Here is a 15,488-nt window from a genome sequence, read left to right as displayed (position 1 = left end):
GGTTATTGGTCTATACCTGGCCGGTGGCGCGCCGCTGCGGTCCGGCCGCTGCGGTTCAGAGGCCCAGGTCGTCCAGCTCCTTGAGCAGCTCGGCCCGGGAGCCGGGGACGGCGGGGGTGCCCGGACCGGCGGCGGTGCGGGTGGCGGCGGTGCGGGTGGTGGTGCCGGTGGTGGTGCCGGTGGTGGTGCCGGTGGTGGCGGGCTTCGGGGCGGCGGCCTTCGGTTCCCGGTTGCGGAAGATCCAGGCGCCGGCCAGTCCGCCCACCAGTCCGCCGAGGTGGGCGGCCCAGCTGATGCCCGGGGCGACGCCCGGCAGGGCCCCGGTGACCATGTAGGCGTAGGAGGCGCCGAGTACGACGCCGATCAGGGTGTCGATCAGGTTGCGGTCGAAGACGCCGCGGAGAACCACGTAGCCGAAGTAGCCGAACACCAGACCGCTGGCGCCGACGCCGATGGAGTTCGGCTTGTCGAAGACCCAGGCCGTCAGCTCGCTGGTCACCGCGAGCAGCGCGGTCAGGCCCAGGAACTTCTTCACCCCGCGGTAGGCGGCGAGGAAGCCGAAGACGAACAGCGGGCCGGAATTGGCCTCCAGGTGCGCCCAGTTCCAGTGCAGCAGCGGCGAGGTGACGATGTGCGGCAGGCTGCCGAGGTCCTGCGGCCGCACCCCGTACGCCCGGCTGAGGCCGTAGTCGTCGAGCCAGTTCACCAGCTGCAGCAGCCAGACGACGGCCATGACGCCGACCATGGTGAAGAGCGCCCGCCGCGCATCGGCGATCATCCGGACGGGATCGAGGGCGGACGCGGAACCGCTCTGGTCGTTCGAGGCCATGACGGCGACTCTAGGGCCGCGTCGATCGGGTGTGCACCCCACTAGAGTGAATGGCGTCATTCAGCCAGGAGCCGGGCCCACCGGCTCGTCGAGAGGTGACCACCCATGAGTGTTCGTCCGCCGCTGCCGTACGAGTTCCTGCCGCAGGTGCCGTCCTTCGAGCTGACCAGCGAGGACATCGCCGAAGGCGGCAAGCTGGCCGAGGAGTTCATCCACGCCGGCGGCAACCTCTCGCCGCAGCTGGCCTGGTCCGGCCTGCCCGAGGGCACCAGGTCCATCGCCGTCACCTGCTACGACCCGGACGCCCCGACCGGCTCCGGCTGGTGGCACTGGCTCGCCCTCAACCTGCCGGCCGACACCGCCGGCCTGGCGCGCGGCGCCGGCGCGTCCGACGCCGACCTGCCGGGCGCCCGCTCGTTCCACGCCCGCAACGACTTCCCCGGCAACAAGTACGACGGCGCCGCGCCGCCGCCCGGTGCCCCGCACCGGTACGCCTTCGCCGTGCACGCGCTGGACGTCGAGGCGCTGGACGTCGCCGCCGACACGCCGCCGGCGCAGGTCGGCTTCCACATCACCTTCCACACGCTGGCCCGCGCGGTGCTGACCGCCGAGTACGGCGTCTGACGGACCGTCCACGGGGCCGGGGCGGCACGGATCAGTCCGTGCCGCCCCGGCCCCCGCCGTTCGCGGCGCGGTCGGCCCGGCCGGCGAGGTCGCGCAGGTGGGCGTGCAGTTCGGTCGGCCGGTGCACCTCGAACTCGCAGCCGAGCATCAGCAGGCGCATCGCCAGCCACTCCAGTGAGTCGCCCCTGGAGCGGAGGCGGCAGGTCCGCTCGTCGACCGGCTCGACCGCGGAGTCGCCGTAGCCGCCGATCCGGCGCGCGACCTCGGCCGCGGGCGCCTGCAGGGTGGCCTCCAGGGTGTACGTCGGGGACTGCCGGCGGAGCTTGCTCGCCACGAACGCGGCCGCGTCCTCGGCGGGCAGCGGCCGCGGGGTGAACCGGGCGCCGGTGGCGAACGGCTCGCTGAGCCGGTCGACCCGGAACAGCCGCCAGTCGTCGCGGTGCAGGTCGTACCCGACGAGGTACCAGCGGCGGCCCGCCGAGACCAGCCGCTCCGGCTCGACCTGGCGCCTGGTCTCGGCGCCGTCGCCGGCCCGGTAGGCGAAGCGCACGCGTTCCCGGTTGGTGACGGCGTTGGCGAGCACGGTGAGGTCCTCGGGGTCGACGGTCGGGCCGTCGCCGGTGAGCAGCGGGACGGTGGCCGTGTTGAGCGCGCCGACCCGGTGGCGCAGCCGGCTCGGCAGCACTTGGAGCAGTTTGCCGAGCGCGCGCACCGAGGCCTCCTCGATGCCCACCACGGCGTGCCCGGCGGCCGCCCGGAGGCCGACGGCGATGGCCACCGCCTCCTCGTCGTCGAGCAGCAGCGGCGGCATGGCCGTCCCGGCCACCAGCCGGTAGCCGCCGACGGCGCCCATCGTCGCCTCGACCGGGTAGCCGAGCGCACGCAGCCGGTCGATGTCGCGGCGGATCGTGCGCGGGCTGACGTCGAGGCGCTCGGCCAGTTCGCTGCCGGGCCACTCGCGCGGCGTCTGGAGCAGGGAGAGCAGGCTCAGCAGTCGTGCCGGAGTGTCGGTCATGGTGCCCAGCATGCCGGACAAGGCGGACAGGATCTGACCTACATGCCCTCTACCGTCGCAGACGTGCCGAAGAGCGACGAAGAGGAGTACGTGATGACGAGGGACGCCGTGGCGGCGGACCGCCGGAGGTGGATCGCGCTGGCGATCGTGATGACCGCCTCGTTCATGGACCTGGTGGACGTCACCATCGTGAACATCGCGGTGCCGAGCATCCAGGCCGACACCGGGGCCTCGTTCAGCGCCGTCCAGTGGGTGACCGGGGGCTACGCGCTGGCCTTCGCGATCGGGCTGATCACCGGCGGCCGGCTGGGCGACATCCACGGCCGGAAGCGGCTGTTCCTGGTCGGCATCGGCGGCTTCACGCTCGCCTCCGCGCTCTGCGGAGTGGCGAGCGGCGCCGAGATGCTGGTCGCGATGCGGGTGGTGCAGGGCGCCACCGCCGCCCTGATGGTGCCGCAGGTGCTGTCGATCATCCACGCGACCTTCCCGGCGGAGGAGCGCGGCAAGGTGTTCGGCATGTTCGGCGCGGTGGTGGGGCTGGGCGCGGTCTCCGGGCCGATGATCGGCGCGCTGCTGACCGAGTGGGACCTCTTCGGCCTGGGCTGGCGGCCGATCTTCCTGATCAACCTGCCGGTCGGCGTGGCCGGGCTGCTGCTGGGCCGGGCGTTCATCGCCGAGTCGAAGGCCGAGCGGGCGCTGAAGCTCGACCTGGTGGGCGTGCTGCTGGCCAGCGCGGGCCTGCTGATGCTGATCTACCCGCTCACCCACGGCCGGGAGGCCGGCTGGCCGCTCTGGGGCTACCTCTCGATGGCCGGGAGCCTGCCGGTTTTCGCGCTGTTCGTCGCCTACGAGCGGGTGAAGACCCGGCGGGACGGCTCGCCGCTGGTCGAGCTCTCGCTGTTCCGGGTGCGGAGCTTCGCGGCCGGCATCGGGGTGCAGCTGACCTTCGGCGTGGTCACCGGGATCTTCTTCCTGGTCTGGACCCTCTACATGCAGCTCGGGCTGGGCTGGAGCCCGCTCAAGGCCGGCACGACCGGCATCCCGTTCTCGCTGGCGGTCTCCACGGCCGCCGGACTCTCGGTGCAGAAGCTGGTGCCGCGCTTCGGCCGCAAGGTGCTCCAGGCGGGCGCGGCGGTGATGGCGGCCGGCGTGCTGGTCTACATCGCGGAGGCCGAGCGGTACGGCACGGCGATCGCGCCCTGGCAGATGGCGCTGCCGCTGGTGATCATGGGCCTGGGCATGGGGCTGATCGTCGCGCCGATCACGGACGCGATCCTGGCCGAGGTGCCGCGTGAGCACGCCGGGTCGGCCTCCGGGCTGATCAACACGGTGGGCCAGGTCGGGATGGCGCTGGGGCTGGGCCTGGTGTCGGTGGCCTTCTTCGGGGCGATGCCGGAGGCGGTCGCCCCCGCGGCGGCCGGGGAGGCGTTCAGCGCCGCCTTCGTGCACGCGATGTGGTGGGTCGTCGGGGTGCTGGCGGTGGTGTTCCTGCTGATGTGCGCGCTGCCGCGGCACCGGCCGGCGGCGCTCGCGCCGGAGAGCGCCGAGGCCGTGGCGCAGGAGCAGAAGAAGGAGCAGGAGCAGGAGCAGGAGCAGGAGCAGGAGCCCGTGCTGGTCTGACGGTGTGCGGGTGACGGGCCCCGGTCGCGGTGCGCGGCCGGGGCCTTCGTGCGCACACTGGGAGGGCCATGGACCGTACGGCGGTGGACTCGTCGGTGCTGCGCTCGGTCGGATACGACGCGGCACGGCGGGTGCTGGAGCTGGAGTTCACCGGTGGCCGGCTGTACGTCTACCGGGCCGTCCCGGGGCGGGTGCACCGGGAGCTGATGGCGGCCGAGAGCCACGGCCGCTACTTCGTCCGGGAGATCCGGGGCAGGTACCCCTACCGTCGGCTCGGCTGAGGCCTGCGCGCGCCGGCCGCGCCCCCGCCGGCCGCGCCCCCGCCGGCCGGGTCAGCGGGGCCAGTCGGGGGCCGGATCCGTGTCGAGCAGCGGCCGGACGGCGCCCAGGACGGCGCCGATGCAGACGTCGCGCAGCTCGGCGCGGGAGCAGGTCTCCGCGGTGAGCCAGTCCACGCAGAGCACCTGGACGAAGACCAGCCAGCTCTTCAGGACGCCCGAGACCGCCTCGCGGGCGTCGTCGTCGGCCAGCGGGAGGACGCCCAGCAGTCGGGCGCGGAGGGCGTCCAGCTCGTTGTTCATGATCGTCTGGATGACCGGGTCCCCCGCGAGCACCCGGTTGGCGGCGAGCACGGCGTGGCGGTTGGCGACGAAGTAGTCGAGGTGGGCGTCCATGCCCTGCGTGAGCTGCTCGACCAGCGTGTGGGCGGGGTCGAACGTCGTCCCGGCGAGCAGCTCGTCCGCGGCCTGCCGGTAGACGGCCGCGAAGAGGTCGTGCTTGTTGGCGAAGTGCCGGTACAGCAGGGCGCGCGAGACGCCGGCGCGCTCGGCGACGTCCTCCATCAGCACCTCCTCGTACGGGCGCGCGGCGAACAGCTGCGCGCCGACGGAGAGCAGCTGGGCGCGGCGGTCGGCGGGGCTGAGCCGCTGGCGGGGAGGCATGCGGGGAAGCCTACTTGACACGTGTCTACCAGGGCGGGCTAGCTTAGTAGACACATGTCAACCAGTGACGTGAGGGGTGGTCGCCATGGCCAGGGTCAAGGCGCTCCGGGTGCTCGCCCGGACGATGGGCGTCGCGTGCGTGCTGATCGGCCTGTTCCACGTGCTCGGCGGCAACGCCGCGATCCCGGGCGAGGCGGACGCCGGCCCGACGATCGACAGCCTGGGCCGGTTCTTCGGTGCGGTCTTCGCGGGATACGGGCTGGCGTGGATCCAGGTGGCGCGGCAGACGCCGATCCCGGCCCGGACGGTGCGGGTGCTGACCGGCGTCTTCCTGCTGGGCGCGGTCGGGCGGCTGCTGTCGATCGCGGTGGAGGGCCGGCCGCACGGGTTCCAGCTCGGCCTGATGGTGCTCGAACTCGCGCTGTCCCCGCTCTACTTCTGGCTCGCCGACGCGGACGAGAAGGCGGTGCCGGTCCGGGGCGCGGTGTGAAGCGTCCGCCGGACGCCCCGGGGCCCGGGCCCGGCGCTCCCCGTGGGTGCCGGGCCCGGGTGGCACGGTGGGCTCAGACCTTCGCCTTGGCCTCCTTGGCGGCTCGCTTCACCTCCTGCTTGTGGGCGCGCACCTTCTCCAGCGACTCCGGTCCGGTGATGTCCGCGACCGAGCGGTAGGCGCCCTCCTCGCCGTACGCGCCGGCCGCCTCGCGCCAGCCCTCGGGCTGCACGCCGTACTGCTTGCCGAGCAGGGCGAGGAAGATCTGCGACTTCTGCTTCCCGAAGCCCGGCAGTGCGTTCAGCCGGCTGAGCAGCTCCTTGCCGGTGGCGACGCCACGCCAGAGCGCGGCCGCGTCGCCGTCGTACTGGGCCACCAGGAACTGGCAGAGCTGCTGCACCCGCTTGGCCATCGCCGCCGGGTAGCGGTGCACGGCCGGCTTCTCGGAGAGCAGCGCGACGAACTCCTCGGGGTTGTAGACGGCGATCTCGTGCGCGTCCAGGTCGTCCCGGCCGAGCCGCTGGGCGATGGTCAGCGGTCCGCTGAACGCCCACTCCATGGGCACCTGCTGGTCGAGCAGCATCCCGACGAGCGCGGCGAGCGCGCTGCGCCCGAGCAGTTCGTCGGCCTCGGGCTGCTGCGCGAGCCGCACGGTGACGTTCATGGGCAAGCCCTCCTCTGAGCGTGGAGAATCGGGTCGCCGCCCAGTCTGGTGGACGGGCGAGGAGGGGGAGGGGCAACACGCCCACCGGGGTGCTTCTCCTTGTGGTGACTGGTTGGTTCGTCGGCATAGTTGTTGCGCGTTCGTGGTCCGCGCGCCGATCCCGCCCGCCCCGGCCGGTGCGGGCGTGCGGTGGGGCGCCGTGCGGGGGCCTCTCGCGGCGCCCTGCCCGAAGGGGGAACCGGGCGTACAGGTGATCCAATGCCGGGCGATTCCTGGAGCGCCCGTTCGAGTCAATGGGCTTATTTCATATGACTGTTCCTGTTGGCCGGTGCGGGACGGCGGCGGCGGGTAATGCTGTGCCGACCGGGCGGCGGGTGTGGGGAGTGAAGGCGCAGCTTCGCCGTGCCGGTCGGCCTCGTCGACGCGTCCAGAAAGGCTCGCCCGGTGACTCAGCCGTTCGAACTGCCCTCCTTCTACGTGCCGCACCCGGCACGGCTCAACCCCCATCTGGAGGAGGCCCGCACCCATTCCACCGCCTGGGCACGGGAGATGGGGATGCTGGAGGGCTCGGGAATCTGGGACCGGGCCGACCTGGAGGCCCACGACTACGGCCTGCTCTGCGCCTACACCCACCCGGACGCCTCCGCCGAGGCACTGTCGCTGGTCACCGACTGGTACGTCTGGGTGTTCTTCTTCGACGACCACTTCCTGGAGATCTACAAGCGCACCAACGACCGTGAGGGCGGCAAGGCCTACCTCGACCGGCTGCCGCTGTTCATGCCCGCCGACCCGGCCACCCCGATGCCCGAGCCGACCAACCCCGTCGAGGCCGGGCTGGCCGACCTCTGGCGGCGCACCGTGCCGGCCATGGGCGAGGACTGGCGGATCCGGTTCGCCGAGAGCACCCGGAACCTGCTCAACGAGTCGCTCTGGGAGCTCGCCAACATCAACGCGGGCCGGATCGCCAACCCGGTGGAGTACATCGAGATGCGCCGCAAGGTCGGCGGTGCGCCCTGGTCCGCCGGGCTGATCGAGTACGCCGCCGGCGCCGAGGTGCCGAAGGAGGTCTCCGGCTCGCGGCCGCTGCGGGTGCTGATGGACGCCTTCGCAGACGGCGTCCACCTGCGCAACGACCTCTTCTCGTACCAGCGGGAGGTCGAGGACGAAGGCGAACTGAGCAACGGCGTGCTCGTCCTGGAGACCTTCCTGGGGTGCACCACGCAGGAGGCCGCCGAGGCCGTCAACGACCTGCTCACCTCGCGGCTGCAGCAGTTCGAGAACACCGTGTTCACCGAGCTCCCGGTGCTCTTCGCGGAGACCGGGCTGGACCCGGAGGGCTGCGCCCGGGTGCTCGCGTACGTCAAGGGGCTGCAGGACTGGCAGTCGGGCGGCCACGAGTGGCACATGCGGTCCAGCCGGTACATGAACGGCGGTGGCGCGGCGGCCGGTTCGGGCGGCAACTGGTGGGACGCGTACGCGATCGGCGGGGTCGGGACGTCGGCGCTGGACGTGCTGCGGCCCGGGTCGCCGGGCGGACTCCCCGGCGGGATGGGCGAGTTGGGTTCGTTGAGCCGGGCGCGGGCGGTGGCCGAGGAACCCGCGCCGGCCGCCGGCCGGGATCCGGCCGTACGGCGGGCGCGCTCCCACGCCCATGTGCCGTTCCAGCACGTCGGGCCTTCCCGGCTGCCGGAGTTCAGGCACCCGTTCACCGTGGAGCCGAGCCCGCACCTGGAGGCGTCGCGGCTGCACACAGGGGAATGGGCCGCACGGATGGGCCTGCTGGAGGCCCAGCCTGGCGTGATCGGCTCGGGCATCTGGACCGCGGAGAAGCTCGCCGACTACGACTTCCCGCTCTGTTCGGCCGGCATCCACCCGGACGCCACGGCGGAGGAACTCGACCTCACCTCCGACTGGTTGGCCTGGGGGACGTACGCCGACGACTACTACCCAGTGGTGTTCGGGCGCCGACGGGACCTGCTCGGCGCCCGGCTGCAGAACGAGCGGTTCTCGGCCTTCATGCCCGTCGACGGCGGCCCGGTGCCGGACCCGGCCAACGCCCTGGAGCGCGGCCTGGCCGACCTCTGGCGGCGGACCGCCGGACCGCTGGCCGTCGAGGCCCGGCGCCGGTTCCGCACGGCCGTCGAGTCGATGGTGGAGAGCTGGCTCTGGGAGCTCGACAACCAGGCGCAGCACCGGATCCCCGACCCGGTCGACTACATCGAGATGCGCCGGAGGACCTTCGGCTCCGACCTCACGATGGGCCTCGGCCGGCTGTCCCGCGGGCAGGCCGTGCCGGAGGCGGTCCACGAGAGCGGGCCGATGCGCTCGCTGGAGAACGCGGCCGCCGACTACGCGTGCATGATGAACGACCTGTACTCCTACCAGAAGGAGGTGGAGTACGAGGGCGAGGTCCACAACGCGGTGCTGGTGGTGCAGAACTTCTTCAACTGCGACTACCCGTCCGCCGTCCGGATCGTCGACGACCTGATGCACTCGCGGGTGGACCAGTTCCAGCACGTGGCGCAGAACGAGTTCCCGGTGCTGTACGACGACTTCGGGCTGGACGCGGAGGGCCGGGCGCTGCTCGACGGCCACGTGAGGCAGCTGGAGAACTGGATCGCGGGCATCGACGTCTGGCACCGGGACTGCCGGCGGTACGGCGAGGCCGACCTGCGGCGGCACTTCGGGCTGGAGGCGGAGGCGGTTCCGGTGACGGCTTCGGCGGCGGTTCCGGCGGCGGCCGTCCTTGCGGAAGGGGAAGCGGCGGGCGGGGAGGCGCCGGCCGCGGACGCGCCCGCCGGGGTCGCCGCGCTGCGGCTCGGGCCGTCCGGGTTCGGTACGGCGGGTGCGCGGGCGCCGTTCGGCGGGGCGGTGCCGGCCGCGGCCGGCGCGCCGGGGCCGGTCCGGGCGGCGGTGGAGCTGCGGTAGCGCGCGGCGGCAGTGGTGTCGGGGCGGCGGTCCGCCCGGGGTCCCACCCGGGCGGGGGGCCCCCCCCCCCCGGGGGGGGGGGGGGGGGGGGGGGGGGGGGGCGGGGGGGGGGGGGGGGGGGGGGGGGGGGGGGCGCCGGGGGGGCCCCCCCGGGGGCGGCCCCCCGCCCCCGCGTGTGCGGGCGTCGGCGGCTCGGGGCGCGGCGCGGCGGCGGACTGACTACTGTGGCGAACCGGGGCAAATCGTCACACGGAGAGGGCAGAGCCATGGCTGTGCTACCCGAGGGAACGCCTTGCTGGGCCGACGCGATGGTCAGGGACCTGGACAGCACGAAGGCCTTCTACGGTGCCGTGCTCGGCTGGACCTTCGGCGAGAGCGCGTCCGAGTTCGGCAACTACACGACGGCGTACTCGGACGGGAAGGCGGTGGCCGCCGTGGTCCCGCCGATGCCCGGCGGCGAGGAGCCGCAGCCGGCCTGGTGCCTGTACTTCGCGTCGCCCGACGCGGCCCTGACCGCCGAGCGGATCCGCGCCAACGGCGGCGAGGTGCTGATGGGCCCGATGCCGGTCGGTGACTTCGGCACCATGGTGCTGGCCAAGGACCCGGGCGGGGTCGCCTTCGGGGTCTGGCAGGCGGGCAGCCACGAGGGCTTCGAGAAGCAGGGCGCGCCCGGCGCGTACACCTGGGCCGAGGTGCTGACCCGCGAGCCGGGCAGCGCGGACGCCTTCTTCCCGGCGGTCTTCCCGTTCACCACCAAGCGGATGGACACCGAGGAGGTCGACTACAAGATCTTCCACGTCGGCGGCCAACCGGTGCTCGGCCGGATGAAGGTCGGCCCGGGGGAGCTCCCGCCCGAGGCGCCGTCCTACGTGAGCGTTTTCTTCGCCGTGCAGGACTGCGACGCCGCCGTCGGCAAGGTGACCGAGCACGGCGGGCAGCTGTTCTTCGGGCCGATGGACAGCCCGTACGGCCGGTTCGCCGCGGTGGGCGACCCGCAGGGCGCCGCCTTCGGCATCATCGACCTCGGGGCGGCCTCCGGTGACGTCCCCGCGCTGGCGGACGCCTGATGGGCGCGGGTCACCCGACGGGCGCAGGTCACCTGACGGGCGCCGGCGAGCGGGCCGAGCTGGTCCAGACGCTGGACAAGCACCGGGGCTTCCTGCGCCACACCGTCCGCGGCCTCGACGACGAGCAGGCTGCCCGGCGCACCACCGTGAGCGAGCTGTGCCTGGGCGGTCTGATCAAGCACGTCACGGGCACCGAGGAACGCTGGATGCGGTTCGCGGTCGGCGGCGCGGAGGCGATGGAGAGCGTGCCGTACGACTGGGCGGGCCAGTTCCGGATGGCGGACGGCGAGACCCTGGCCGGCCTGCTCGCCGCGTACGAGCGGGTGGCGCACGAGACCGACGAGCTGGTGTCGACGCTGCCCGACCTCGACCTCGTCCACCCGCTGCCCGAGGCGCCGTGGTTCGAGCCGGGCGCGGGCTGGTCGGTGCGGCGGGTGGTGCTGCACGTCATCGCGGAGACCGCACAGCACGCCGGGCACGCGGACATCATCCGGGAGTCGCTGGACGGGCAGAGAACGATGGGCTGAGGCCGCCGGGCCGGGCCGAGAGCCGGCGCGGGGCGGGGCAGGCTCAGCGCGCCGGGTCGACGGCGATCCCGAGCAGTTCGCGCAGCGTGCGCCCGCCGTCCGCGGTCACCCGCAGGGCGCGGCCGGACCCGATCCGCTCCACCCAGGACCGGTCCAGCGCCGTCCGGCAGAGCGCCGCGCCGAGCACGCCGCCCAGGTGGGTGCGGCGCTCCGTCCAGTCCAGGCAGCTGCGGACCAGCGGGCGGCCGCCCGCGCGGCCGGACCGGGCCGGCAGCTCGATCCCGGCGCCGGCCAGCCAGGCCCGCCCGTCCTCGGTGACGGCGAGGCCCGCGTCGTCCGCCACCAGGCCGCGGTCGTGGAGCGCGTCGGAGACGGCCACGCCGAGGCGGCCGGCCAGGTGGTCGTAGCAGGTCCGGGCTCGCGCCTCGGCGCTCTGCCGGGTGGACTCGCGCAGGGTGCGCGGGGTCCGGCCGGGGCTCGCCGCCTCGGCGAAGGCGGTGAGGTCCTCGATCAGCGCGGCCGCCGCCGGGTCGGCCAGCCGGACGTAGCGGTGCCGGCCCTGCCGCTCCTCGGCCAGCAGTCCGCCCGCGACCAGCCGGGACAGGTGCTCGCTCGCGGTGGACGGCGCCACGCCGGCGTACCGGGCGAGTTCGCCGGCGGTCCAGGCCCGGCCGTCGAGCAGCGCGGTGCAGAAGGCGGCGCGGGTGGGGTCGGCGAGCAGTCCCGCGAGGTGGGCGAGTGACATGCCTCCATGGTGCCCCCGCGGCAGTTCGGCGGAGGCCGAAGCGTCCCGGGCCCGGGCCGCGGGCCGCGGACTCCGGCCCGGGAGCGCGGACCGCGATAGGTAAATCATCGACATATCCAAATCGTTGATCTATGCTCCGATGCATGGCTAACCGTCAACTTCAGGAGCCGACAAGGCTCGTGCTCACCGCGCTGGCCGACGCCCCGCGGCACGGCTACGCGATCGTCCAGGAGGTCCTGGCCATCTCGGGCGGCCGGACCAAGCTCCTCACCGGCACGCTCTACACCGCGCTGGACCGCCTGCTCCAGCAGGGGCTGATCCGGATCGACCACGAGGAGGTGGTGGGCGGCCGGCTGCGCCGCACCTTCGCCCTGACCGAGGAGGGCGGCGAGGTGCTGGCCGCGGAGACCGAGCGGCTGCGCGCCGGTGTCGCCGAGGCCGAGCGCCGGCTCGCCCTCGGCGGGCTCCTGCCGAAGCTCCGGCCGGGCCTGCAGCGCGGCCTGGAGGAGGGCGTGGAGCGGACGCTCGGCGCGGTGCTGGGGCGGGGCGGGGTGACCGCATGAGCGCCGCGTCGCCGCAGCTCCCGCTGCCCACCCGGCTGCCCCTGCTCGGCCTCTATCCCGCCGGGTACCGGGCCGCGCACGGCGAGGAGATCGCCGCCGTCTTCGCCGAGTCCGTCGAGGGCGCCGACCGCCGCACCGTCCTGCGGGAGTGGGCCGTCCTCGCCGCGCACGCCCTGCGGCTGCGCGCCGGGCTCAGCTCGCGCGACCGGCTCGGCCGGATCGCCGCAGGTGCCGCACCCCTGATGCTGGCCGGCGGGGCCGCGCTGGCCACCGTCCACCTGCTGCTCGGCCTCGTGCTGCGGCAGCCGTTCTTCGAGGACTTCGCCCACCCCGGGGTGGCGATCGCGGTCGGCGCGGCGCAGACGCTGCCGTGGATCCTCGCGCTGTCCTTCGCCGTCGCCGGCCACTGGCCGCAGGCCCGGCTGCTGGTGCTGGCGGGCACCCTGCTCCGGATCGGCTCCGCCGCGGCGGCGCTGCTCGTCGGTTACGCGTCCTTCTGGCAGTACGTCTTCCTGCTGCCGTTCTGGCTGGTGCTCGGCGGCGTGCTGCTGGCCGCCCCGCCCGACGCCGTGGACCTCTCGCGGCGGGGCCGCTACGGGACGGCGCTGGCCGCCGTGGCCGTGGCGGTGCCCATGATCACCCTGGTGGCGCTCTGGCCCTGGCCGGATCCGGCGTCGGCCGTGGAAACGGAGTTCTCCGGGACCACGAAGGTCCTCCTCGACGTCTCCACCGCCTGGCCCGCCACCGTGATGTGCCTCGCCTACCTGGTCCGGCTCGGCGCGGCCCGGCTCGACCGCCTCCGGGCCGCCGGGGCGGCGCTGGCGGCGCTGCCCTGGACGGTGATGCTCTCGGCGCCGGACTACCTGATCCCGCCGGTTCCCAACGCCGCGCTGCGCAACCTCGGCGTGGTGGTCGGGCTGATCGGCTTCTGCACCGCGATCGACGCCCTCCGGCGGGCGGTTGCCGCACGGACCGGCCGGACCGGTGGTGCCACCCGCGCGGACGGGGTGGCCGACCGGGCCTGACCTGGCGTCACCCCGGGCCGGGGCACCGCTGCGCGCAGGCGGGGCCCCGGCGCGGTGGGGCCGGGGCGGGCGGGCATCCGGGTCGTCGGCGGTGTCCTCGACCGGGGCGCTCGGCGAGCGAGACGATCGGACATCTTTCGAAGACTGAAGGATATTCAGCGGCTCGTTCGACCTTCCTAGAGTTGAGGACATCAGGAGCCGGGCCGACAGGGACCGGACCGAGCGAGAGGCAGTCCTCCCATGCGCGCAGTCATTCAGAAGTCCTTCGGCGGCCCCGAGGTCCTGGAGGTGGTCGAGACCGAGCGCCCCGCCCCGCTCGGCGCCGAGGTCCTCGTCCGGGTCCACGCCAGTGGCATCAATCCGGTGGACGTGGCGGTCCGTTCGGGTGCCTACCCGCTGCTCGGCGAGCCGCCCTACGGGGTCGGCTGGGACATCTCCGGCGTCGTCGAGGAGGCCGGCCCCGGGGCTCGGTTCAAGCCCGGCGACGAGGTCTTCGGGATGCCGTTCTTCCCCCGCGCCGCCACCGGCTACGCCGACTACGTCGCCGTCCCCTCGCGGCAGGTGGCCCGCAAGCCCGCCACGCTCGACCACGTGCAGGCCGCCGCCCTCCCGCTGGCAGCGCTCACCGCCTGGCAGGGTCTGGTCGACGCGGCCGGGCTGACCGAGGGGCAGCGCGTCCTGATCCACCGCGCCGCCGGCGGCGTCGGCCACTTCGCCGTCCAGATCGCCAAGGCCCGCGGCGCCCACGTCATCGCGCTTGCGAGCGAGGCCAAGCACGAGTTCGTGCGCGGCCTGGGCGCGGACGAGGTGATCGACTACCGGACCACCGACTACACCGAGGCGGTCGCCGACGTGGACGTCGTCTTCGACTCCTCCTCCGAGGGCACCCGGGCCCTGGAGGTGCTGAAGCCGGGCGGCACCCTGGTCAGCATCATGGAGCACTGGAACACGGAGCTCGCCGCGAAGATCGAGGAGGCCGGCCGGCGCTTCGCGGGCGTCTCCGTCGAGCCCGACTACGCCTCGCTGGAGGCCATCGCCGCGCTGGTCGACGAGGGCCGGATCCGCCCGCACGTCGCCGCGACCTTCCCGCTCGCGGAGGCCGGCAAGGCGCACGAGCTGGTCGGCTCGGGCCGGGTGCAGGGCAAGGTCGTGCTGACCGTTGTCTGAACGCACACCCGCGGGGGCGGGGGTGCGGGGACGGACAGCGGGACGGACGGACAGGGACGGACCGACAGCGGGACGGACCGACAGGGGGACGGACCGACGCAGGGCCGGGCTTCCGCCCGATCGGGGGACGGGCGGAGGCCGGGCGCGTCGGGCGGGCGGGGTGGCCGGGGCGGGCCGGCAGCCGCCGGACAGGACCGGGAGCCGGTCGTGACAGCCCCTAAGGTGGGGGCGGACCGCGGCGGACCGTGGACAAACGGAGGACGGGGGAAGGTCGTTGGACATCCTGACCGAGGCGCTGAGCTCGATGCGGACGGGGCTGCCCACGTCGGTGCGCACCGAGGGCCGGGCCCCCTGGGGCCTGCGCCTCCCGCCGGTCGCCGGAGCCGGCTTCCACGTGGTGCTGCACGGCACCTGCTGGCTGATCCCGCTGGGCTGCGCGTCCAGCACCGAGCCGATCGCGCTCAACCCGGGGGACGTGGTCTTCCTGCGGGACGGCAGCGGCCACATCCTGGCCGACCACCCGTCCACCCCGGCCGAGCCCGAGCGGCCCGACCAGTACCGCCCGACCGGGCCGATCGGCACCGTGACGCTCGGCGGCGACGGCGCCCGCACCAGCCTGCTGTGCGGCAACTACCACCTGGACAAGGGCCGTCCGCACCCGCTGGTCCGCCAGTTGCCCGAGGTCGTCCACCTGGCCACCGGGCACGGCCGGCACCCCGAGCTGAGCGCCGCCGTCCACCTGCTCGGGGCGGAGCTGGAGAACCCGCGCCTCGGGTCGACCGGCATCGTCCCGGCCCTGATCGACTCGCTGCTGCTCTACATCCTGCGGGCCTGGCTCGACGACCAGCCCACGGCCGCCGCGGCCGGGTGGGCCGCCGCGCTGGGCGACTCCGCGGTCGCGCCGGCCCTGGCCGCCATCCACGAGGACCCGGCCACCCCGTGGACGGTGGAGTCGCTGGCCCAGCGGGTGGGCCTGTCCCGGGCGGCCTTCGCCCGGCGGTTCACCACGATGGTGGGCGAGCCGCCGATGGCCTACCTGACCCGATGGCGCCTGACCACCGCGGCCCGGCTGCTGCGCGAGTCGGAGGCCCCGCTGACCGCGGTGGCAGCCCAGGCCGGGTACGGCTCCGAGTACGCGTTCGCGAAGGCGTTCAAGCGCGAGTTCGGCCAGGCGCCGGGCGGCTACCGGCGCGAGCTCCGGGTCGCCGCCTGACCGGCCGTTGTGACCTTGGCGGATGCGGCGAAATGGCTTTGCCGAAGGGGAATCGGCCTGAAGTCAGCTC

General features: G+C 74.1%; 16 protein-coding genes. 11 read left to right on the top strand and 5 right to left on the bottom strand.

The features are described from left to right. Nucleotides 1-55 precede the first annotated feature (55 nt). Nucleotides 56-829, bottom strand: a complete 774-nt coding sequence (locus tag ACIPSC_RS03390) for a rhomboid family intramembrane serine protease (protein WP_400822616.1) — start codon at nt 827-829, stop codon at nt 56-58. Nucleotides 830-934: 105 nt separating this feature from the next. Between ACIPSC_RS03390 and ACIPSC_RS03385 the strand changes: the two genes are divergently transcribed. Next, nucleotides 935-1,453, top strand: coding sequence for a YbhB/YbcL family Raf kinase inhibitor-like protein (locus ACIPSC_RS03385; protein ID WP_400822614.1), 519 nt, complete (start codon nt 935-937; stop codon nt 1,451-1,453). A gap of 31 nt (nt 1,454-1,484) precedes the next feature. Here the strand turns inward: ACIPSC_RS03385 and ACIPSC_RS03380 are convergent, their stop codons facing one another. Continuing rightward, nucleotides 1,485-2,468: a helix-turn-helix transcriptional regulator gene (locus ACIPSC_RS03380; protein WP_400822612.1), complete on the bottom strand. Its 984-nt coding sequence runs from the start codon at nt 2,466-2,468 to the stop codon at nt 1,485-1,487. Nucleotides 2,469-2,561: 93 nt separating this feature from the next. On the opposite strand from ACIPSC_RS03380, the gene ACIPSC_RS03375 reads away from it, so the two are divergent. Together ACIPSC_RS03375 and ACIPSC_RS03370 are read left to right on the top strand one after the other, a co-directional pair. Then, nucleotides 2,562-4,088: an MFS transporter gene (locus ACIPSC_RS03375; protein WP_400823326.1), complete on the top strand. Its 1,527-nt coding sequence runs from the start codon at nt 2,562-2,564 to the stop codon at nt 4,086-4,088. Between the two features lie 68 nt (nt 4,089-4,156). Then, nucleotides 4,157-4,369 carry a KTSC domain-containing protein gene (locus tag ACIPSC_RS03370; RefSeq protein WP_400822611.1) on the top strand — a complete coding sequence of 71 codons (213 nt, stop codon included), beginning with the start codon at nt 4,157-4,159 and terminating at the stop codon, nt 4,367-4,369. A gap of 51 nt (nt 4,370-4,420) precedes the next feature. Here ACIPSC_RS03370 and ACIPSC_RS03365 read toward each other — a convergent pair whose 3' ends face one another. Beyond that, nucleotides 4,421-5,029: a TetR/AcrR family transcriptional regulator gene (locus tag ACIPSC_RS03365; protein WP_400822609.1), complete on the bottom strand. Its 609-nt coding sequence runs from the start codon at nt 5,027-5,029 to the stop codon at nt 4,421-4,423. 85 nt (nt 5,030-5,114) lie between these two features. Between ACIPSC_RS03365 and ACIPSC_RS03360 the strand changes: the two genes are divergently transcribed. Beyond that, the gene (locus ACIPSC_RS03360) at nt 5,115-5,519 is read left to right on the top strand and encodes a DUF4345 domain-containing protein (protein WP_400822608.1); all 405 of its coding nucleotides are present in this window, start codon (nt 5,115-5,117) and stop codon (nt 5,517-5,519) included. Between the two features lie 73 nt (nt 5,520-5,592). On the opposite strand, the gene ACIPSC_RS03355 is transcribed toward ACIPSC_RS03360, so the two are convergent. Further along, on the bottom strand, nt 5,593-6,183 hold the full coding sequence (locus tag ACIPSC_RS03355) for an HhH-GPD-type base excision DNA repair protein (protein ID WP_313764575.1): 591 nt from the start codon (nt 6,181-6,183) through the stop codon (nt 5,593-5,595). 444 nt (nt 6,184-6,627) lie between these two features. On the opposite strand from ACIPSC_RS03355, the gene ACIPSC_RS03350 reads away from it, so the two are divergent. From ACIPSC_RS03350 to ACIPSC_RS03340, 3 genes are all read left to right on the top strand, one after another. Beyond that, the gene (locus tag ACIPSC_RS03350) at nt 6,628-9,111 is read left to right on the top strand and encodes a germacradienol/geosmin synthase (protein ID WP_400822607.1); all 2,484 of its coding nucleotides are present in this window, start codon (nt 6,628-6,630) and stop codon (nt 9,109-9,111) included. A gap of 266 nt (nt 9,112-9,377) precedes the next feature. After that, on the top strand, nt 9,378-10,178 hold the full coding sequence (locus tag ACIPSC_RS03345; RefSeq protein ID WP_400822605.1) for a VOC family protein: 801 nt from the start codon (nt 9,378-9,380) through the stop codon (nt 10,176-10,178). Next, nucleotides 10,178-10,705 (top strand): DinB family protein, encoded by a 528-nt coding sequence (locus ACIPSC_RS03340; protein ID WP_400822604.1) that lies wholly within the window; start codon nt 10,178-10,180, stop codon nt 10,703-10,705. The genes ACIPSC_RS03345 and ACIPSC_RS03340 overlap by 1 nt, the downstream gene beginning before the upstream one ends. A 43-nt stretch (nt 10,706-10,748) precedes the next feature. Here ACIPSC_RS03340 and ACIPSC_RS03335 read toward each other — a convergent pair whose 3' ends face one another. Then, on the bottom strand, nt 10,749-11,450 hold the full coding sequence (locus tag ACIPSC_RS03335; protein ID WP_400822603.1) for an ArsR/SmtB family transcription factor: 702 nt from the start codon (nt 11,448-11,450) through the stop codon (nt 10,749-10,751). A gap of 143 nt (nt 11,451-11,593) precedes the next feature. Between ACIPSC_RS03335 and ACIPSC_RS03330 the strand changes: the two genes are divergently transcribed. The 4 genes from ACIPSC_RS03330 to ACIPSC_RS03315 all read left to right on the top strand — a co-directional run bounded on the left by ACIPSC_RS03330 (nt 11,594) and on the right by ACIPSC_RS03315 (nt 15,418). Beyond that, nucleotides 11,594-12,013, top strand: a complete 420-nt coding sequence (locus ACIPSC_RS03330; protein WP_400822602.1) for a PadR family transcriptional regulator — start codon at nt 11,594-11,596, stop codon at nt 12,011-12,013. Then, entirely contained in the window at nt 12,010-13,038 is a 1,029-nt protein-coding gene (locus ACIPSC_RS03325) for a hypothetical protein (RefSeq protein ID WP_400822601.1), read from the top strand. The genes ACIPSC_RS03330 and ACIPSC_RS03325 overlap by 4 nt, the downstream gene beginning before the upstream one ends. Nucleotides 13,039-13,278: 240 nt before the next feature. Continuing rightward, the gene (locus tag ACIPSC_RS03320; protein WP_400822600.1) at nt 13,279-14,205 is read left to right on the top strand and encodes an NADP-dependent oxidoreductase; all 927 of its coding nucleotides are present in this window, start codon (nt 13,279-13,281) and stop codon (nt 14,203-14,205) included. A gap of 274 nt (nt 14,206-14,479) precedes the next feature. Further along, on the top strand, nt 14,480-15,418 hold the full coding sequence (locus ACIPSC_RS03315; protein WP_400822599.1) for a cupin domain-containing protein: 939 nt from the start codon (nt 14,480-14,482) through the stop codon (nt 15,416-15,418). The last annotated feature ends 70 nt before the right edge of the window (nt 15,419-15,488 follow it).

This window comes from Kitasatospora sp. NPDC090091 (genome assembly GCF_044747365.1).
GTDB lineage: Bacteria > Actinomycetota > Actinomycetes > Streptomycetales > Streptomycetaceae > Kitasatospora.
Note: the sequence above shows the minus strand (reverse complement) of the source record. Positions and strands in the feature narration are given on the sequence as shown.